We start from the raw sequence: 19,988 nt of genomic DNA on the forward strand, positions 1-19,988 counted from the left end.
GCCGCAAGCGGGAAACTCTAGTCGGGCTACGCCCTCCCGCCGTTCCCCGCTTGCGGCGCCAAGTGGCCTACTTTTGCGCCGCCCAACGGCCTGGTTTTGCTCCGCCGTTGACAGACCGCGCGCCGATCGAGAGCGCCGGAGCGGTGATCGAGAGTGGCCAGCCCTGGGAGAAATGCGTCGTGACGGCGAGTTCCATGATCGTTCCTGCTGTTGTTGCTCGCCGCCTGCCGGCGGTGGTACCGCGGCGCAGCATCCATAGCCGATGATAGGCGGACGGGCCACTCGTTGCGCGACCGCCGGCACGATCGCACGCGGGGCGGGGAAATCCGCGCAGTGCGTTTTGGCGGTTGACGCGTCCTCTCGCGCCGCACAAGTGAGTCGCCCATACGTTGCGTACCTTGGCTCGGCCGCCGCCTCCGACATGTCCTCCGACCGGGAAGCGATTCGAATCGGGGTTCGGGCTTTTCACTAGACAAAACTGTGAAGTTCCAAGGCCTGGCAACGATTTGGGTTCCGAATTTCACTGCGGACGACGCCCTGCCGCATTCTTGTGCGCCTCTGCCGAACACACGCCCGGTCCGCGTGCGGTATCTTTGCAACGCAGCAAATAACCGCGCATATGCAACTTTTGCGAGTTGACAACCGGTGGCGCCTACGGCTGATTAACCATAAATCGGATGCCGACTATCGCGAGCGCGCGGCTGCCCAAGAAGAAGACTGCTTTCAGGAGGCAATTCGGTAACGAGTACAAGGACATGTGCGTATGAGCGTCCAGGCCGACCGTTCTTCCGAGTATCGAACCGGCACGGCGCCCGTCGCCGCTGACGGGTTCCCGCGCGGACATGAGCTGTTCAACGAGCGGTCCTCGGGCGCGGACCGCTGGGTCTCCTATAACCACGGCTTCTATCGCACCCGCGGCAAGCGCGTGTTCGATGTCGTCGGCGCCTCGATGCTGCTCCTCGCCTTCGCGCCGCTCATGCTGGTTCTCGCGGCTCTCGTCTCGATCGGCGGCGGCCAACCGCTCTTCGCCCATCCCCGTGTGCGCCGGCATGGCCGGACCTTCGGCTGCCTCAAGTTCCGGTCGATGCGGATCGGCGCGCCGAAGATGCTGGCCGAGATCCTCGCGGCCGATCCGGTGGCGGCGGCGGAATGGCAGGCGGACCGCAAGCTCAGCAACGATCCGCGGGTGACGCGGATCGGTGCCTTCCTGCGCAGGTCGAGCCTCGACGAACTGCCGCAGCTCATCTGTGTGCTGCGCGGCGAGATGAGCCTCGTCGGCCCCCGCCCGATCACCGAGGACGAGCTGTTCCGCTACGGGCCGGCCCGGTCGGCCTATCTGTCGATGCGCCCGGGTCTCACCGGCCTCTGGCAAGTCATGGGGCGCAACGAGGTCTCCTATTCGAACCGCGTCGCGATGGACGTGCTCTATGCGCGCAAGGTCACCTTCGGGCGGGACATCCGGATCGTGCTGCTGACCGGGCTTTCGATGCTGCGTCTCACCGGCAGGTAATTGCCGGGCCACGCGCCGGTTCGGGAGTTGCTTCGCGATGGCGTCCTCAGATCGTGACGGGACAATGGACGGTTCCGCCTCGCGAGACGGGTGATCCTGGTCACGGGCACGCCGCGCTCGGGCACGGCCGCCGTTGACCGCTATCCCGGCTGGGCGGAGGTCGCCGCTCGGTTTGGCCTGGCGCGCAGCCTCGGCTGGCGCCGCGCCCGCCCCCAACCGGTGCGCACGCGATGCGAACGCATGGCACGTCGCGACGCGTCGTGATAGTCACCGCGGGCCGTGATCGCATCCCCTTCTGATCGAGTAACGAGTAGAGATTGTGAGCGTAGCCAAAAGGACCGTTACCGCGGGGCTCTGGGTGGTTTCCGGCAAGGCGCTGGCGCGGTGCCTGGATCTGGTGACGCTGCTCGTCCTGTCGCGGCTGCTGACCCCGGACGACTTCGGCCTGGTCGCGATGGCGATGAGCGTCGTGGTCATCACCGAGGCGCTCCTGGAACTGCCGCTCGTCCAGGCGCTGGTGCGCATTCCGAAGCTGACCCGGCCGATGTTCGACACGGCCTTCACGCTCGGCCTCCTCCGGGGTCTCGCGCTGGCGGTCATTCTCGGCGGCCTCGCCTGGCCGCTCGGGGCGTTCTACGAAGCGCCGAGGCTTCCGCCGCTCATCTGCGCCCTGGCCCTCGCGCCGATCCTGCGCGGCATGGCCAGCCCCCGGATGGTGGTCTTCATGCGCGAGATGGACTTTCGCCGGGAGTTCGCGCTCGATCTCGGGGGCAAGTTCGCCGCGCTTCTCGTGGCGGTCACGGTCGCCGTCGTGACGCGCAGCCACTGGGCCATCGCGGCGGCGACGATCGCGACGCCGCTCACGGCGAACGTGCTGTCCTATGTCTTCGCGCCCTACCGACCGAGGCTCAGCCTCGCGGAATGGGGGTGGTTCCGGAACATGGTCGGCTGGAACAGCGTGGCGCAGGTCTTCAGCGCGCTGAACTGGCAGATCGACCGGCTGCTTCTCGGGCGGCTCGTTCCGCGGGCGAACCTCGGGCGCTATGCGATGGCGAGCGACCTCGCCGGCATCCCCAATCAGGCGCTGGTCATTCCGCTGCTGCGCCCGCTGATCGCCGCCTTCTCGCTACGCGCCGATCCGGCATCGCGAACCGGCGCCTATCTCAAGGTCATGAACGCCATCTTCATGGTGGCCGCGCCGGTCCTTCTTGGCATGGCGCTCCTTTCCGCTCCGCTCGTCAGGCTCGCCCTCGGCGAAAGCTGGGACGCGGCGGCGCAGATCCTGTTCTGGGTCGCCCTGATCGCCATGGCACAGACGGTCATCGCGCCCATGAACGCGATGGCCATGGCGATGGACCGGACCCGAACCATCGCCATGCGGGGCATGGCGGAATTCGTCATCCGGCTCCCGGCGACCGTGGCGGGTGCGATATGGTTCGGCATTCCGGGCGCGATCGCGGCGCGGGGCCTGACGGCGGCCCTGTCGGTTTTCATCGGCTTCCGGCTCGTCGGGGGGCTGATCGGCGTTCCGGTCCACGCGCAGATCCGGAGCCTGTGGCGGACCTGCGCGGCCCTCTGCGCCATGGCCCTGACCCTGTGGCTGCTCGCGCCGGGGCTCGCGGGGCAAGGTACCGCGCGGCTCGCATTCGCCACGGCCGCCGCCGGTTGCGGCGCCGGGCTCGTCTATCTCGCCTGCCTCTTCGGGCTCTGGGCCGTCGCGGGTCGCCCCGAGGGCGCCGAGCGCATGGTGGCGGACAAGCTTGCCGGCCACCTCGGCCGCGCCTGAACTCGTGCCCCGGTGACTGCCCGGAGCGCCGGTCAGCGCGGCGGGCCGGGCAAGGTCGCGATCAGGTCACGGAACTCGGCGACGCTGTTGAGAACCCGCGCATCGGGGTCCTCCGCCAGCCAGGTCCCGTGGAAGGCATGGATCTTGCCGTCGTAGGAGTCGAAGACCATCCGCGGCCGGCCGATCAAGGTCGCGAGGATGAAGCCGTGCAGGCGATCGGTCACCACCGTCCTGCCGCGCCCGAGCATTGCGAGGCCGAAACGCAGTCTCGAAGCGGCATAGAGCCTGAAGATCGGCGCCGCGTTGCGCGCCAGCAGGCTCGCGGACAGGCCGGCCTTGACGAGCCGCGTGGTGACCCCGTGCACCCGCTCCACCGCCCAGCCGAGGCCGTGCTGGTTGCGAAGCCAGTCGTCCGAGGCGCAGGTGGCACCGGACTCCGTCAGGATGCGTTCGACCGCGCCGCGTTTCGCTTCGAGCACTTCCTTGTCGGTGCGCAGCAGACAGGCGTAGTCGAGCGCAGCTTCTCCGCCGTCCAGCGTCCCGAGGCTGAATGCCATGTCGGGGCAGAGCGCGACGGGGCAGGCGAAGTTTCGGCGTGCGAAATCGAGCGATCGGGTGTCACGCACGTTGAGGGTGAATTCCGGCGCCGCTTCGATGACACGTTGCGTCCGGGAGAGATAGGACGGATCGGAGAAATGGATGCTCTGGGGGAACTGGATGATCGGCTTGTGCGCGAAGCGCGTGAGCAGATGCAGCCTGAAGTCATGATGCTCGCGCCAGATGTCGCCGAAGTTCCCGCCGCCGTGCAGGAAGATGACATCCGCGCTCTCGATCTCGGGATCGAGCGTGTCGTTGTAGGTGCGCGCGCTGGCGACGCTGATCCGTGCGCCCGGATAGAGCCGGGCGAAGAATTCGAGCTGACCCAGGAAGATCGCGAGATCTCCGACATTCTGATGATCGGCCGCGTCCGCGATGATGACCTTCCGCAGCGCTCCGTCGATCGCGAAGGGTATCGTCGTGTCGATGGCCATTCGGAGCCGTTCCACGAATGCGTTCATCGCGACGAGACCTCCCTTTGCCAGAATCCGGGCGCCCGGGCCGCGCTCCGAAATGGAAGCGGGCCGCTTCGCGAGTAAACGAAGCCTCCGCGGTCAACGTTCCCGTGATTCGGGATCGCCGCGCATGGTGGCGACATAACGCTCGTAGGCCGCGTCCGCGTCGGCCAGGACCCGATCGGGTATATCCAGCGGCGGTGCCGCGCGCTTCGCCGGGACGCGCCTCTCGATGCGGTTGAACCTGACGCTGTTGATCGGATCGCCGTCGCCGTGTCGATGGGTGGCGGCGCGGTTTCGATATGCGTTGGCGAGCCGCGGCCGGATGCCGAGGGCGTCCGAGATGCGCGCGAGCTGTGCTTCCGGGTCGGCGACGAGCTGGTCATGCGTCAGGCCGACCCGCCGCCCCGCGTCGAATCGCTGCCAGAGGCCGGTCAGCGCCGTCACCCGCTCGATATAGTAGACAGCGGCTTCCTCGTGCGTCCGATAGAGGCGGTCCGTTCCGCCCGCGAAGAGGCTCCGGATCGATCGGATCGTCGCGCGGGGTTCGCGCGCCAGGAAAACCGCCTTCGCCCTGAAGAATTCCGGTGGCGCATCGTGGTCGTGCGGCGAGTGAAGGATCTTGTCGAACAGCGAGGTCGCCCCCGGCTTCCAGGCGCGCCGGGCGAGGTGCTTGAACTGCAGCCGGCCGAGCCGCGAGCGCATCGAGTAATCGGTGTGGGACTCGCCATACCCGCTGAAATCATCGCGGCTGCAGAAGATGTTCGACAGCGCGGTGGACCCGCATCGCATGTGGGCGAGGATGAAGACCGTGTCCTCGTAGCGGCAGCGGGGGTTGGCGTGGAAGATCGCGGTCCCGACCGCGTCCTTGGCGAACTCGCGCAATACTCTCATCAGTCCTCTCGATCGTTCTGGCAAAACTGGCGCGGGTGCGTGGGGCGGCGGCTATGGCCGGCTCCCTCTCAGATCCCGGTAGATCGATCGCGCGACACCGGCTGCCATCCGGAGCCGCAGGCGGTTGTAGGCCGCGTCGAGCAAATCAGCCGGGCGAGGGGAGAGGGTGGCGCCGACGATCTCCCGTCTCAGCGAACGGCCGCGCGCGCGGTCGGCGGCATGGACGCGGCGCCAGATCCGGTAGCGGACATAGGTTGCGAAGGCTCTCTGGCTGACGACCCGGACCAGATCGCGCGACAGGCTGACGTTCCCGCCTTCGAGGAGATCGCCGTTGATCTCGCGGTTCAGCATCGCGGAAAGCTCCGAACGCGCGGCCGCGAGCTCCTGCGCTTCGAGGTTCCTCGTCGAGACCGACCCGCCATGGATCCGGTATTTCAACATCACCCGGTCCGGATTGTCGATCCTCCCCTGAGTCGAGAGCCGGATGTAGAGGTCGTAGTCCTCGGCATGCGGGAAATCGGCGCGGTAACCGCCGATCGCTTCCAGCGCGGCGCGGCGGATCATCACCAGCGGATGAATCGAGACCGCGATCCTGGGCGGGAAGATGTCGAGCCGGGTCCGCCGGTGCGGTCCGCCGGAGACGATCCCGCGCGGCGCGCCGGACTCGTCGATCGACTGCGCGAGCCCGCCGACCAATACGCAGCCGGGGTGCCGGTCGAGATGGGCCACCTGTTCGGCGAAACGCTCCGGCAGGCAGAGGTCGTCGCCGTCCATGCGGGCGATGTACTCGCCGCGGCACCGGGCGAGGCCGTTGTTCAGCGCGCCGACGATGCCGGTGTTCTCCTGACGGAAGACCCTGATCCGCCCGTCTCCGGCGGCGAGTTCGGCGAGGAGTCGCGGCGTTTCGTCGGTGCTGCCGTCATCGACGGCGACGAGTTCGAAGTCGGCGAAGGTCTGGTCGAGCACCGAACGGACCGCGCTCTCGAGGAAGCGCGCGCCGTTGTAGACGGGCATCAGGACGGAGACGCGGGGAAGGTCTGGCATGGGAGGGTCTGGCTTTAGAAGATCCGGCATGGAAATCGGACGCTCGTTACCGGTGCTGGAGGTGGCGGCCGGCGCGCGGCGGGACCGGAAAGGCGGGGCGGCGGTCGCGTCCGGGATCGGGCGGGGCGGTCGCACAGGAGGCGGCGCAGACCGCGAGGATGATCGCCCAGCGGATCGCGCCGGTCACGCCGAAGTCTGGCGAGGTCCCGATCAGCAGACCCATGACGAAGGTGGGGCCGATCGACCAGCGCGCGGCCTGCGCCATGCCGCGGGCAAAGGAGGAGACCCCGGCGCCGATCGGACGCAGGATGCTCTGGAGAACGAAGCCGTAATAGAGCAGCGCGCCGAGAAGGCCGGTGCTGGCGAAGACCGACACGGCCGCGTTCGACGCGCGCGTCGATCCGACGCCGACCCCGAGGAGATGGCTCGCAAGCCCGGCTTCGAGTGAGATTCGGGTCCAGAAGTTGCGCTCCTCGAAGGAGGAACTGTCGACCTTGTCGAAGATCAGCAAGTCGATCCGGGCCATGACCGGATCGAGGAGCCGCGGCGCGGCGATCAGCACGCCGGCGAGGGCGGCGATCGCGGCGACCACGGCGAGAAGCTCCGGCCCGACGCCGCTCCGCGCATGTCCGAGCCTTCCGAGATGTCCCGCCCGCCAGAGCCAGTCCACCCCGGCCAGGCCCGCCAGCACCGCGATGCCGAGATAGGCGGCGGAGGAGGTCGAGAGGATGGCGACGAGAAGCAGCATCGGGCAGAGCGCCAGCGCGGCGCGACGCCAGGGGCCCTCCGGGATCGCGTGGCGCATGAACCAGAGGAAAGTGAGGAAGCCGAGGCAGAGCGAGCCGTAGGCCGAGGCTTCCGGCGTCAGCCCGACGATGCGCTTCGCGCCGTCCAGCACGTCGTCGGTGAGCAGCGCATAGGTCGCGGTGCGGAACGGCGCCAGCAGCGGGGCGATCGGCAGGTACTGCGAGATCAGATCGAGAAAGCCGGTCAGGACCGTCACGCCCGCCCCCCAGACCCAGGCGCGGGCGAGGCTTCCGAGCGCTGCGGGCCGTCGCAGCGCATGGCTGAGGGCGAAGGTGAGAAAGACCGAGATCGTGAGATAGGCGAGCTGCGAGATGTTCTGCGGGCTCGGATGGAGAACCCCGATATCCGCGCCCCGCATCGGCACGATGGTGATCTGCCCGGCGAAGATGCGCGGCGCGAACAGGGTGACGAGGACCGCGACCAGCCAGAAGAGGAAGAGAAGCTGCCCGCGGCGCGCGCTGAGCACCGACCCGGCGAGGAAGGGGAGGCCGCTCCTGTGGAGCAGGAACTGCCGCAGGCAGATCAGCATCCCGGTCATGGTCGCGGGCAGCAGGGTCAACCCGGCGGCGACCTCGGTCGGCACCACGGAGAACGATCCGAAGGGCAGCGACAGGACCATGAGATAGAGCAGCACCGGACGCGGGGAGAACAGCCCCCATATCGCGAGCAGCCAGTAGATCAGGATGGGAAGAACGCTCATCCGGTCATGCTTTCCCTGAAGCGGCGATCGGGCCGGTAAGGTTGGCGCGGGGGAGTCGGGAACTCGGGTCTTCGTCCAGGAGCTATGCCCACCTGGAGCGCGCGCGAATTCCGTCTCGCGGTCCGGGACCGTTCGGAACCGGCCGGGCCGCGCGCGGACGATCGGGCGCGCGGCGAATGACGCGGGGCTTTCGGAAGCCGACCCTCATGACTGAACCTCGGAACTCGTACACCGCCGGCGGGTCCGAGCCGGCATGGTCATTGTGCACGCGCAAAACGATTATCGCAAGGGCATCTTCTCGCGCGGGCGGAAAGTCTCCCATCGCGCGAGCGTGCCGCGCGTTCGCCCTGGTCGGCGCGCATCCGGGCGCGTCGGTTCCCGCGAATATCGCGGACGCGCGAGTGGCCGCGCCCGGTTCGCACATGCGAAGGGTGGCTTGCATTCCAGTCATCCCGGGCGCTAACCTGCGTATCGGACTGGCCCGGGCCTGGCTCCGAAACCCGTCGGAGATCCGCCATCGCCGCGCCCTTTGGGCATCGCGCGTCACCTATATAATTCAGTATCTCGAGTACGAATGCCCATGATCCGATCGCCGGAGATCCATCTGAACGGCCGGTTTCTCGCCGCGCCACAGACCGGAGTGCAGCGCGTCGCGCGCGAACTGATCGTCGCGCTTGACCGGCGACTGGCGGAGGACCCGTCCCCCGGCGTGGTCTGGCGGCTTCCGCATCCCCGCGGCGCGACACCGCCGCCGCTCGCGGTCATCGAGCCGAGGGTGATCGGCGGCGGTGGCGGGCTTCTCTGGGAGCAGGGCCCCCTCGGGTGGCATTCCCGCGGCGACCTGCTCATCAATCTCGCCAATACCGCGCCGCTCGCGCATCAGGCGTCGATCCTGATGATCCATGACGCGCAGGTGCATGAGAGCCCCGGTTCCTACTCGCGCGCCTTCCGGAGCTGGTACCGGTTCATGCAACCGCGTGCCGCGCGCCGCGCGGTCCGACTCCTGACGGTCAGCGGTTTCTCGGCGGGCGAGCTGGCGCGGTTCGGGATCGAGGGCGCGCGCCCGGCGGCGGTGGTTCCGAACGGCGTCGACCACATCCTGCGCGAGGCGGCCGACGCCAGCGTGCTCGATGAGCTCGATCTCGGCGGACGGCCCTTCGTGCTGAGCTTCGCCTCGGCGCAGGCGCACAAGAACAACCGGCTGCTGCTCGAAGCCTTCGGCGATCCGCGGCTCGCGGATCTCCGTCTGGTTCTGGTAGGGTCGAACCTGCCCGAAGGTGGGCCGCGGCCGCCCGGTCTGCGGCTGACCGGCCGGATCGACGACCGCCGGCTCCGCGCGCTCTACGAGGCGGCGCTGGTCTTCGCCTTCCCGTCGCTGACGGAGGGTTTCGGCCTGCCGCCGGGCGAGGCGATGGCCTGCGGCGCGCCCGTGATCGCCGCCGCCGCCGGGGCGCTGCCCGAGTTCTACGAGGGCGCGGCGGTCATGCCGCTCGCGCAGGATCGCGAAGCGTGGATCGCGGCGATCCTGCGGATCAGGGATGACGCGGGATACCGCGGCGAACTCGCGGGGCTCGGTCGCGCCCGCGCGGCGACGCTCACCTGGGATGCCGCGGCCGCGCGGCTGCGACGCGTGATCGAGGAAGCGCGGGCGGAGATGATCGCCCGCCGCTGAACCGGGTGCCGGCCCGGGGCCGAGGTTCAGCGGCCGTCGATCGCGCCGCTTCGAAGCCCGCCGCGGCTTCTCCGCGGGTCGGCTCCGCGCAGCATCTGGGCGATCTCGGAGAGTCGCGGGGCGAGCGGACTGCTCCTGCGCCAGATCATCCCGACGGTGCGACGCGGCCTCGGCGCCGTGAGATGCACGACCGAGACATCCGCCGAGCGGGTCTCGGTCGGAACGGCCATTTCGGGAATGAGCGTGACGCCGATCCCGGCGCCGACCATCTGCACCAGCGTCGAGAGCGAACTGCCCTCCATCAGGTCCCGCGCCGCCATCGTCGAGGGATTGCAGAACGCCAGCGCCTGATCGCGGAAGCAGTGGCCCTCCTCCAGCAGCAGGAGCCGCATCTCGCGCAGCCCGTCGGAACTCGGCACCGGCTTGCCGGCGTCGCTGGCGGGGCGGACCAGCATGAATTCCTCGTCGAAGAGCGCCTCCTCGTGCAGCGCCGCCTCGGACACCGGAAGGGCGACGACGCCGAAGTCGAGGCGGCCCTCGCCGAGATCGCTGATCAGCCTCCGGGTGATGGTCTCGCGCGGGCGGATGTCGAGCTCGGGATTGCGCGCGCCGAGAAGCTTGATCAGGCCGGGAAGGAAGTAGGGCGCGATGGTCGGGATGACGCCGATCCTGAGCCGCCCGGTGAGCGCGCCGGGCGACGTGCGGACGAGATCGCCCAGTTCATCGACCGAGCGCAGGATCTCTCGCGCGCGCTCGGCCAGCGCCTCGCCGAGCCCGCTCAGCCGGACCCGGCGCGTCCCCCGCTCGATGAGCGGCGCGCCGAGCAGCGATTCCAGCTCCTTCATCTGCACCGAGAGCGCGGGCTGCGAGATGCCGCAGGCCTCGGCGGCGCGCCCGAAATGTCCGTGCCGCGACAGCGCCTCGAAATAGCGCAGGTGCTTCATCGTGATGCCGTTCATAGCTTCGGATTATCACGCCGATTAGAATTTCCAAATTCCTTTTATGAAAGCGATGCGCTAAGCAACCTTCGTTCTCGACGCGGAATAACCTCGGGCAAGGCGAAGACTCCGCCCCCCGGGGTCGGATGCCGCGGCCCGCTTGGCTCCTTGGCCAATGAACCAGCAGAGGAGAGCCGTCATGGACGGAAACGACATCGAAACCGGCGCGAAATGCCCAGTCATGCACGGCGGGAACACCGCCATGGGCGCCAGCGTGATGAAATGGTGGCCGAATGCGCTCAACCTGGACATCCTGCACCAGCATGACACCAAGTCGAATCCGCTGGGGGCGGATTTCAACTATCGCGAGGAAGTGAAGACGCTCGATGTCGAGGCGCTGAAGGCCGATCTGCGCGCGCTCATGACCGAGAGCCAGGACTGGTGGCCGGCGGACTGGGGCAGCTATGTCGGCATGTTCGTCCGCGTCGCCTGGCACGCGGCCGGCTCCTACCGTCTCGCGGATGGCCGGGGCGGCGGCGGGACCGGCAACCAGCGCTTCGCGCCGATCAATTCCTGGCCGGACAACGCCAACACCGACAAGGGCCGGCGCCTGCTCTGGCCGATCAAGAAGAAATACGGCAACAAGATCTCCTGGGCCGATCTCATCATCCTCTCCGGCACCGTCGCCTACGAGGTCGCGGGGCTCAAGACCTTCGGCTTCGGCTTCGGGCGCGAGGATATCTGGCATCCGGAGAAGGACACCTACTGGGGCGCCGAGAAGGAATGGCTCGCGCCGTCCGACAACCGCTATGGCGATGTCTCGAAGCCCGAGACGATGGAAAACCCGCTCGCGGCCGTGCAGATGGGCCTCATCTACGTGAACCCCGAGGGGGTTAACGGCCAGTCCGATCCGATGCGGACCGCGGCGCAGGTGCGCGAGACCTTCGCGCGCATGGCGATGAACGACGAGGAAACCGCGGCGCTGACCGCCGGCGGCCATACCGTCGGCAAATGCCATGGCAACGGCGATCCGGCGAACCTCAGCCCCGTTCCCGAAGCCGCCGGTCCCGAGTTTCAGGGTGTCGGCTGGGTGAACACCAAGGGCCGGGGTGTTGGCCGTGATACGGTCGTGAGCGGCATCGAGGGCGCCTGGACCTCCAACCCGACCCAGTGGGACATGGGCTGGTTCGACATGCTCTTCGGCTATGAGTGGGAGCTGAAAAAGAGCCCCGCCGGTGCCAATCAGTGGGAGCCGGTCGATATCAGGGAAGAGGACATGCCGGTCGATGTGGAGGACCCCTCGATCCGCCGCGTGCCGATCATGACCGACGCCGACATGGCGATGAAGGTCGACCCGATCTATAACGAGATCTGCCAGAAGTTCCGCGCGGACCCTCAGTATTTCGCCGACACCTTCGCGCGGGCCTGGTTCAAGCTCACCCACCGCGACATGGGGCCGAAGGTCCGCTATCTCGGCCCGGACGTGCCGGCCGAGGATCTGATCTGGCAGGACCCGGTTCCGGCAGGTTCGACCGATTACGACGTGGCCGCGGTCAAGGCGAAGATCGCCGATTCCGGGCTTTCGATGGCTGACATGGTCTCGACCGCCTGGGACAGCGCCCGCACCTATCGCGGCTCCGACATGCGCGGCGGCGCCAATGGCGCGCGCATCCGCCTCGCCCCGCAGAAGGACTGGGAGGCGAACGAACCCGAGCGGCTGGCAAGGGTCCTCTCGGTGCTGGAGCCGATCGCGGCGGAGAGCGGCGCGTCGATCGCCGATGTGATCGTGCTCGCGGGCAATGTCGCGATCGAGCAGGCGGCGAAGGCCGCGGGCTTCGATGTCGAGGTGCCCTTCGCTCCGGGCCGGGGCGATGCGACGGACGAGACGACCGACGCGGAATCCTTCGACGTGCTCGAGCCGCTCGCCGACGGCTACCGCAACTTCCAGAAGCAGGAATATGTGGTCAGCCCCGAGGAACTCCTCCTCGACCGGACGCAGCTTCTGGGCCTCACCGCCCCGGAGATGACCGTCCTCGTCGGCGGCATGCGCGCACTCGGAACCAACCACGGCGGCACGAAGCATGGTGTGTTCACCGACCGCGAAGGCGCGCTCACGAGCGATTTCTTCGTCAACCTGACCGATATGGCGAACAGCTGGGTGCCGGTCGGAGACGGTCTCTACGAGATCCGCGACCGCGCCTCGGGGCAGGCGAAATGGACCGCGTCGCGCGTCGATCTGGTGTTCGGCTCGAACTCGATCCTGCGCTCCTACGCCGAGGTCTACGCCCAGGACGACAACGCGGAGAAGTTCGTGCGGGACTTCGTCGCGGCCTGGGCCAAGGTGATGAACGCCGGTCGTTTCGATCTCAAGGCGTGATCCACCCCCGCCGTCCCCCGGTCCGGGGGCGGCGACTTCCCGCCCGGGGCCGCGCGACGATCCCGGGCGCGCTTCTCGCGATCGCGCCTCCGGCTGGCCGGCGAGGCCACTCGGGACGTATCGAGCTGACACATGGAATTGAGTTGCTGCGGCGCAATACCGCGGGCAAGCTTGTGTCACGGCCGAGGGGCTGCTCAAATCACCGGCCCGGATCGTGGGCCCAAATCATCGGCCCGGGAGAATCTGAGTGATGCGGATGGCGCGGTTCATCCTTGCGATCCTGCTGCTGGGAGGAGCGAGCCTCGGCGGTTACTTCCTCGCCAGCGACATGCTCGCGGCGACGGCGCCCGACGCGGAGGTAGCACCCGGTGACGCCCGCGGAGCGCTCATCGTCGAGACCGAACCGGCACGCATCCTGACCTTCGCGGAGACCGTCGAGGCGGTTGGGACCACACGCGCCCGCCAATCGGTCGCCCTGCATCCCGCCGCCGCCGGCCGCGTGGCCGAGATCGGTTTCGCCGCGAGGGACCGGGTGGCCGCGGGCGATGTCCTGCTGCGTCTCGACGACGCGGCGGCGCGGGCGGGCCTCGCCGCCGCCGAGGCGACACTCGCCGAGATGCGCGCCGGCTTCGAGCGGCAGCGGCGGCTCGCCGAGACCGGCACCGCGGCCGAGGTCGCGCTGGAAGCGGCGCGCGCGGCGCTTCAGCGCGCGGAGGCGGAGCGCGACATGGCGGCCAACACGCTCGAGGACCGCGTGATCCGCGCGCCCTTCGGCGGGGTACTCGGGTTGAGCGATCTGGCGCTTGGCCAATGGGTCGACAATACGACGCCGGTGACGACGCTCGATGATCTCTCCGTCGTCGAAGTGGCCTTCAGCGTTCCCGAACAGCATCTCGCCCGGNCTCGGGTTGAGCGATCTGGCGCTTGGCCAATGGGTCGACAATACGACGCCGGTGACGACGCTCGATGATCTCTCCGTCGTCGAAGTGGCCTTCAGCGTTCCCGAACAGCATCTCGCCCGGCTCGCTCCCGGCCAGGCGGCCCGGCTGGCCTCGCCGGCCTATCCGGGCGAGCCCTTCCTCGGCCGGATCAGCGCGATCGATACCCGCGTCGATCAGACCACGCGGTCGATCGCCTTGCGCGCCGAGGTGCCGAACGGCGACGGACGGCTCGCGGGGGGCATGTTCATGCGCGTCTCCCTGGTTCTCGCCGAGCAGGAGACCGCCGCCGTGCCCGAACGCGCCCTGACCGTCTCCGGGGATCAGGCGTTCATCTATGTCGCGCGCGACGGGATCGCGCGCCGCGTCGATGTCGTGACCGGGGCGCAGCGTGGCGAGATGATCGGCGTGACGAGCGACCTGCCCGAAGGCGCGGCGGTGATCGTCAGCAATCTGCATTCCGTCCGTGACGGGACCGAGGTCGAAGCCACCACGGCCCGCCGGGCCTCCGCCGCGGGGCCGGGCGAATGACCCTCCCGGAGCTCTCGATCCGCCGCCCGGTGCTCGCCACCGTCCTGAACCTGCTGATCGTCCTGATCGGCGCCGTGGCGATCACGCGGCTGCCGGTGCGCGAACTGCCGAGTGTGGACACGGCCGAGGTGACCGTCCGGGTCAATTACACCGGCGCGGCGCCGGATGTGGTGGACAACCAGATCGCGGCCGTAATCGAGGGGGCGCTCGCCGGCATCTCCGGGCTTCGCAGCATGTCGACCGAGAGCGAGCGCGGCCGATCGCGGACGGTGCTGGTCTTCGATCCCTCGCGCGACATCGACAATGCCGCCAATGACGTGCGCGCGGCGGTGGACCGGGTGGTGGACGACCTGCCCGACGATGCCGAGGTGCCCCAGGTCGAGAAGAACGACGACGAGGGCGATCCGGTGCTGCGGCTCAGGCTGTCCTCGACCACGATGGACCCGCTGGAGCTTTCCGACTACGCCGACCGCCATATCGTCGACCGGCTGACGCAGCTGCCCGGCGTCGCCAACGCGGGCATCTTCGGCGAGCGGGCGCCCGCGATGCGGATCTGGCTCGACGCCGGGCTGATGGCCGCTCATGCCGTGACCACGAGCGACATCACCGACGCGCTAGAAGCCAACAACATCGAACTGCCGGCCGGCGAGATCGAGACGGCGGCGCGGCAGTTGCAGCTCCTCGCGCGGACGCGCTTCTCCTCGGCGGAGGAATTCGCGCGGCTGGTGATCCGCGACGAGGACCCGCGGCCGCTCCGCCTCGGCGACGTGGCGCGGGTCGAGGAGGGGGCCGAGCAGTCGGAGACCTACTTCCGCTCGAACGGCACCACCGGGCTCGGGCTCGGCATCCAGGCGCAGGCGCAGGCGAACACGGTCGAGATCTCCGAGGCGGCGCGGCGCGAGATCGAGGCGATCCGCCCGACGCTGCCCGCCGGCATGACGCTCGAGGTCACGACGGACGAGGCGACCTTCATCCGCACCACCCTGAACGAGGTGACCAAGGTCTTCGTCGAGGCGGTCTTTTTGGTGACGGCGGTGATCTTCCTCTTCCTCGGCTCGGCGCGGCTCTCGCTGATCCCCGTGGTCACGATCCCGATCTCGATCCTCGGCGCGACGCTCTCGATGATGCTGCTCGGGTTCTCGGTCAATATCCTGACGCTCTTCGCGATGATCCTCGCGATCGGCCTCGTGGTCGACGATGCGATCGTCGTGCTCGAGAACATCCAGCGCCACCGGGCGGCCGGCGCCTCCCGGGTCGAGGCGGCGCGGCGCGGAGCCAATCAGGTGAATTTCGCGGTGGTGTCGGCGACGGCGGTGCTCGTCGCCGTCTTCCTGCCGGTCAGCTTCATGCGCGGCGAGATCGGCCAGATCTTCGGCGAATTCGGCATCGTGCTCGCGGTCGCGGTCTCCGTCTCCGGCTTCGTCGCCCTGACGCTCTCGCCCGCGCTCGCCGCGAAGCTGCTGCCGCGCGAGGACAGGCCGGGGCGGCTGACCCGGGGGGTGAATGCGATGCTCGGCCGGATCGAGCGCGGCTATCGCGCGGGCCTCTCGATGGCCTTGCGGGCGCCCGAGATCCTGCTCGCGATCACCGCGTTCGCCGTCGCGGCCAGCCTCGCCTTCTATCAGGCGCTGCCGCGCGAAGTGACGCCCGAGGAGGATCGCGGCCAGCTTCGCCTCTATATCGCCGCGCCGCAGGGTTCCAATCTCGAAGTGACCGACGCCGCCACGCGGCGGATCGAGGCGCTGGTCGAGCCATTGCGCGAGGAAGGCGTGATCGCGAATGTGACCACCGTCGTCGGCATGTGGGGCGAATTGCGGCGCGCGGTCTTGTTCATCGGCCTCGTGCCCTGGGAGGAACGCGACAAGAGCGTCCAAGACGTGATGGAGCAGCTGCGCGGCCAGCTCGCCGATGTCACCGAGGTCCAGACCTGGATGCGCCCGGCCAGCGGGCTCGGCATCGGTTCGGGGCGCGGCGCCATCCGCTTCATGCTGGGCGGGCCGGATATCGAACAGGCGGCGGCCTGGGCGGATGATCTGGCCGCGACGCTGGAGGAAGATCCCGAACTGAGCGGCGTGGAGGTCGGCTATGTCGCGAACCAGCCCGGGCTGACGGTCTCGGTCGACCGGCTGCGCGCGCAGGATCTCGGCATCGACGCGGAGGCGGTGAGCACGACCCTGCGTACGCTCATCGCCTCGCGTACCGTCGGCGAGTTCACGCGGGAGGGGCGGCAGTATCCGGTGATCCTGCAATCCGCGCCGGAAGACCGGAACAGCCCGGGGGATCTCTCCTCCATCATGCTCCGCAACGAGAGCGGCGATCTGATCCCGCTCTCGGCCTTCGCGAGCTTCGACACCTCGGCCACCGTCCCGAGCGTCGAGCGCTACAACCGCGTCCATTCGGTGGAGATGAGCGCCGATCTCGCGGAGACCGCCGATCTCGCCCGCGTGATGGCTCGTGTCGAGGCCGCCGTCGCCCAGCTGCCGCCGGGCGCCTCGCTCGCCTGGGAGGGGCAGGCGGCTGATTTCGAGCGCAGTTCCGGGGGCATGACCCTGCTCTTCGGCATGGCGCTCGCCATCGTCTTCCTCGTGCTCGCCGCCCAGTTCGAGAGCTTCCGCACCCCGCTCGTGATCCTGCTGACGGTGCCGCTCGGCCTCGGCGGCGCGGCGCTGACGCTCTGGCTCACCGGGCAGACGGTCAATATCTTCAGCCAGGTCGGGCTCGTGCTGCTGATCGGGCTGATGGCGAAGAACGGCATCCTGATGGTCGAATTCTCGAACCAGCTTCGCGCCCAGGGCAAGGAGCTTCGCGAAGCCGCGCTCGAAGGCGCGGTCACGCGGCTGCGCCCCGTCATGATGACGACCGTCGCGACCGTGCTCGGCGCCATGCCGCTCGCGCTCGCGACCGGAGCGGGCGCCGAGAGCCGCGCGGCGATCGGCCTCGTCATTACCGGCGGCCTCAGCTTCGCCTTCGTGCTCACCCTCTTCGTGACGCCGGTGATCTACGTGCTGATCGAAGGCATCACGCGGGGGCGTGAGCCAGAGGAGGAGTCCGCGACCCTGCCCGCGGAATGACAACAGGGAAAACAAGGAGGAGGAACCGATGAACGAACAGCCCCGGATGACCGCGCGGGACTTCAGTCCGGAACTGCTGGAGCTCTACGATTTCTACGCGCATGGCATGATCACCAAGCGCGAATTCCTGGACCGGGCGGGAAAGTACGCCGTGGGCGGGCTGACCGCCGCGGCGATCCTGGGCATGATGAGCCCGGACTACGCGCTGGCCGAGCAGGTCAGCTTCAACGATCCCGACATACTGGCCGAATGGATCACCTATCCCTCGCCGAACGGCCATGGCGAGATGCGCGCCTATTTCGTGCGTCCCACGGGACGTGAGAGCGCGCCCGGCGTGGTCGTTGTGCACGAGAACCGCGGCCTCAACCCTTATGTGCAGGATGTCGCGCGCAGGCTCGCCAAGGCGGGGTTCATCGCGATGGCGCCGGACGGGCTGACGCCGATGGGCGGCTATCCCGGCAATGACGAGGAAGGCCGCGCGCTGCAGCAGCAGGTCGATGGCGAGAAGCTGATGAACGACTTCTTCGCCGCGATCGACTTCCTGATGGCGCATGAGGAGGTCTCGGGCAAGGTCGGGATCACCGGCTTCTGCTATGGTGGAGGCGTGTCGAACGCCGCCGCCGTCGCCTATCCCGAGCTTGGCGCAGCCGTGCCCTTCTATGGCCGCCAGCCCGAAGCCGCCGATGTCGAGAAGATCCAGGCTCCGATCCTGCTCCATTACGGCGAGCTCGACGAGCGGGTGAATGCCGGCTGGCCCGCCTACAAGGAGGCGCTCGACGCCGCCGGCAAGACTTACGAAGCGCACATCTACGCGGGCGCGAATCACGGCTTCCACAACGATTCGACGCCGCGCTACGACGCCAAGGCGGCGGAACTCGCCTGGTCGCGAACGATCGACTGGTTCAACCGGTACCTGATCTGAGGCGAGGCGGGCGGGTGGCGAGCCACGAAGAGCCGGGCCTTGCCGCCTTCGGTGTTGGCCGGCGCCGGGGTCAGCCAGATCGGCTCGTCGGCGCGGTGACCGCCCCGGCGATACCCGGCAGCAGCGCGGCGAGCGTGATGAACGCGGGTGCGAGATATCGCGGCATGGCGGAGCTCTGTCCACAATGCCTGGAACCGGCCGCTGCGAGATGGCCGGAACCGGAAAAGGTTCCGGATCGGCCTCAAGGCATGGCATGACACGAAACCCCGCGCGAACACCGGGAGAGGGACGAGGCCCGGACGGTTGGCGAATTGCCGCGCTCCGGCGATCTCGGGTTTCTGCGGCCTCGTGTCTCGCTGGCCTCAGGCTTCGCGCGCCGCCGCTCTCGTGCGCGCGAGGATGTGCTGGATCTCCTCCGCCAGACGCTCGATGGCGATGGGCTTGGTCAGGAACGAGTCCATCCCGCGGTCGAGCGCCGCCTTCATGGTCTCGGCGGAGGTCCCGGCCGAAAGCCCGATGATCCCGGTCCGCCCGCCCGGACGCCCCATCTCCCGCCGGCGGATCTCGCGCGTCGCCTCGATCCCGTCGAGCACCGGCATCTCGACATCCATGAGAATGATGTCATACCCGCCCTTCTCCCAGGCCAGGATGGTCTCGCGGCCGTTCTCGACCCAGTCCACGGCGACGCCGATGCGCGCGAGAAAGCGGGTCATCAGGAAGGAATTGGTCTGGTTGTCCTCGGCGAGCAGGACCCGGCAGCGCTCGGCGGACAGATCCGGCAGCGGAGCGACCTCTGACACGGTCGGGGCGGCGGCGGCTTCGGCCACCTCCAGCGGCAGCTCAACCCGGAAGGTGGTCCCGATCCCGAGCCGGCTTTCGACGGAGATCTCGCCTCCCATGAGATCGACCAGCCGGCGCGTGATGGCGAGCCCGAGACCGGTCCCGCCGAAGCGCCGGGTGGTCGAACTGTCGGCCTGAACGAACGGCTGGAAGATCCGGTCGAGCGCGGCGGGCGCCATGCCGATCCCGGTATCGGCGACCGTCAGGACAAGCGTGCCCCGCCCGCCCTCGCCCGCGCGGAACGCGGCGGTGACAACGACACGGCCCGCCTCGGTGAACTTGATCGCATTGCCCACGAGGTTGAGCAGGATCTGCCTGATCCGCGAGACATCGCCCCGCAACCGGTCGAAGACGCTCTCGTCGCGGAAGCGAAGCGTCACGCCTTTGCCGGAGGCCATCGCACCGAACATCGCTTCGAGCTTCGACAGCAGTTCGGGCAGATGGAAGGCGGCGGTATCGATCGGCATCGATCCCGATTCGATCTTCGAGAGGTCGAGCACGTCGTTGAGGATATCCATGAGCGCCCGGCCCGAGCCGAGGATGGCATCGACCAGCTCGCGCTGCTCGGCCGTGAGTTCGGTCCGCACCAGGAGACTCGCGAGCCCGAGAACGCCGTTCATCGGCGTCCGGATCTCGTGGCTCATCGTGGCGAGGAAGGTGCTCTTGGCCCGGTTCGCGGCCTCCGTCGCGATCCGCCGCTCTTCGAGCGCCTGGCCCATCCGCTGCGATTCGCCGAGCAGCAGCGCGCATTCCGCAGCCTTCGCGAGCAGGCTGCGCGCAGAATTGTCCGGGCCGAAGTGAGAGCGGCGGTGCAAAAACCGGCCACGGTAGCGGCGGGATAGTCCGGCCGCGGGCGGAGTAAAATCCGGCCACCTATTTCCCTTCTGCATTGAACGCAGGAGGGAC

General features: G+C 68.5%; 14 protein-coding genes. 8 read left to right on the forward strand and 6 right to left on the reverse strand.

All coding sequences use genetic code 11. From position 1 onward, the window contains the following. The first annotated feature begins 763 nt into the window (after positions 1 to 763). The gene (locus tag ACLJK8_RS18645; RefSeq protein ID WP_413151849.1) at positions 764 to 1,510 is read left to right on the forward strand and encodes a sugar transferase; all 747 of its coding nucleotides are present in this window, start codon (positions 764 to 766) and stop codon (positions 1,508 to 1,510) included. A 319-nt stretch (positions 1,511 to 1,829) separates the two neighbouring features. Beyond that, the gene (locus ACLJK8_RS18650; RefSeq protein ID WP_413151850.1) at positions 1,830 to 3,296 is read left to right on the forward strand and encodes an oligosaccharide flippase family protein; all 1,467 of its coding nucleotides are present in this window, start codon (positions 1,830 to 1,832) and stop codon (positions 3,294 to 3,296) included. Positions 3,297 to 3,328: 32 nt separating this feature from the next. Here ACLJK8_RS18650 and ACLJK8_RS18655 read toward each other — a convergent pair whose 3' ends face one another. The 4 genes from ACLJK8_RS18655 to ACLJK8_RS18670 form a co-directional block, all read right to left on the reverse strand. Beyond that, on the reverse strand, positions 3,329 to 4,354 hold the full coding sequence (locus tag ACLJK8_RS18655) for a polysaccharide pyruvyl transferase family protein (RefSeq protein WP_413151851.1): 1,026 nt from the start codon (positions 4,352 to 4,354) through the stop codon (positions 3,329 to 3,331). Positions 4,355 to 4,447: 93 nt separating this feature from the next. Continuing rightward, positions 4,448 to 5,242, reverse strand: a complete 795-nt coding sequence (locus ACLJK8_RS18660; protein WP_413151852.1) for a sulfotransferase family protein — start codon at positions 5,240 to 5,242, stop codon at positions 4,448 to 4,450. A gap of 51 nt (positions 5,243 to 5,293) precedes the next feature. Next, a complete protein-coding gene (locus tag ACLJK8_RS18665) occupies positions 5,294 to 6,286 on the reverse strand; it encodes a glycosyltransferase family 2 protein (protein ID WP_413151853.1) in 993 nt (330 codons plus the stop codon). Between the two features lie 46 nt (positions 6,287 to 6,332). Continuing rightward, complete coding sequence (locus ACLJK8_RS18670; RefSeq protein ID WP_413151854.1) at positions 6,333 to 7,793, reverse strand: hypothetical protein; 1,461 nt, start codon at positions 7,791 to 7,793, stop codon at positions 6,333 to 6,335. Positions 7,794 to 8,367: 574 nt separating this feature from the next. Here ACLJK8_RS18670 and ACLJK8_RS18675 point away from each other — a divergent pair. Beyond that, on the forward strand, positions 8,368 to 9,465 hold the full coding sequence (locus ACLJK8_RS18675) for a glycosyltransferase family 4 protein (protein WP_413151855.1): 1,098 nt from the start codon (positions 8,368 to 8,370) through the stop codon (positions 9,463 to 9,465). Positions 9,466 to 9,491: 26 nt separating this feature from the next. Here the strand turns inward: ACLJK8_RS18675 and ACLJK8_RS18680 are convergent, their stop codons facing one another. After that, entirely contained in the window at positions 9,492 to 10,424 is a 933-nt protein-coding gene (locus ACLJK8_RS18680) for a LysR substrate-binding domain-containing protein (protein WP_413151856.1), read from the reverse strand. Between the two features lie 178 nt (positions 10,425 to 10,602). Between ACLJK8_RS18680 and katG the strand changes: the two genes are divergently transcribed. From katG to yghX, 5 genes are all read left to right on the forward strand, one after another. Then, positions 10,603 to 12,780 (forward strand): catalase/peroxidase HPI, encoded by a 2,178-nt coding sequence (katG, locus tag ACLJK8_RS18685; protein WP_413151857.1) that lies wholly within the window; start codon positions 10,603 to 10,605, stop codon positions 12,778 to 12,780. A 250-nt stretch (positions 12,781 to 13,030) separates the two neighbouring features. Continuing rightward, on the forward strand, positions 13,031 to 13,750 hold the full coding sequence (locus ACLJK8_RS18690) for an efflux RND transporter periplasmic adaptor subunit (protein ID WP_413151858.1): 720 nt from the start codon (positions 13,031 to 13,033) through the stop codon (positions 13,748 to 13,750). Next, complete coding sequence (locus ACLJK8_RS18695; protein WP_413151859.1) at positions 13,734 to 14,249, forward strand: efflux RND transporter periplasmic adaptor subunit; 516 nt, start codon at positions 13,734 to 13,736, stop codon at positions 14,247 to 14,249. Before ACLJK8_RS18690 ends, ACLJK8_RS18695 begins: the two co-directional genes overlap by 17 nt. Further along, positions 14,246 to 17,320, forward strand: coding sequence for an efflux RND transporter permease subunit (locus ACLJK8_RS18700; protein WP_413151860.1), 3,075 nt, complete (start codon positions 14,246 to 14,248; stop codon positions 17,318 to 17,320). The genes ACLJK8_RS18695 and ACLJK8_RS18700 overlap by 4 nt, the downstream gene beginning before the upstream one ends. A 28-nt stretch (positions 17,321 to 17,348) precedes the next feature. After that, positions 17,349 to 18,242 (forward strand): YghX family hydrolase, encoded by an 894-nt coding sequence (gene yghX, locus ACLJK8_RS18705; RefSeq protein WP_413151861.1) that lies wholly within the window; start codon positions 17,349 to 17,351, stop codon positions 18,240 to 18,242. A 362-nt stretch (positions 18,243 to 18,604) separates the two neighbouring features. Here the strand turns inward: yghX and ACLJK8_RS18710 are convergent. Further along, a partial coding sequence (locus tag ACLJK8_RS18710; protein WP_413151862.1) for an ATP-binding protein occupies positions 18,605 to 19,988 on the reverse strand: 1,384 nt, incomplete at its 5' end.

The sequence above is a fragment of the Amaricoccus sp. W119 genome, from assembly GCF_047275745.1.
GTDB lineage: Bacteria > Pseudomonadota > Alphaproteobacteria > Rhodobacterales > Rhodobacteraceae > Amaricoccus.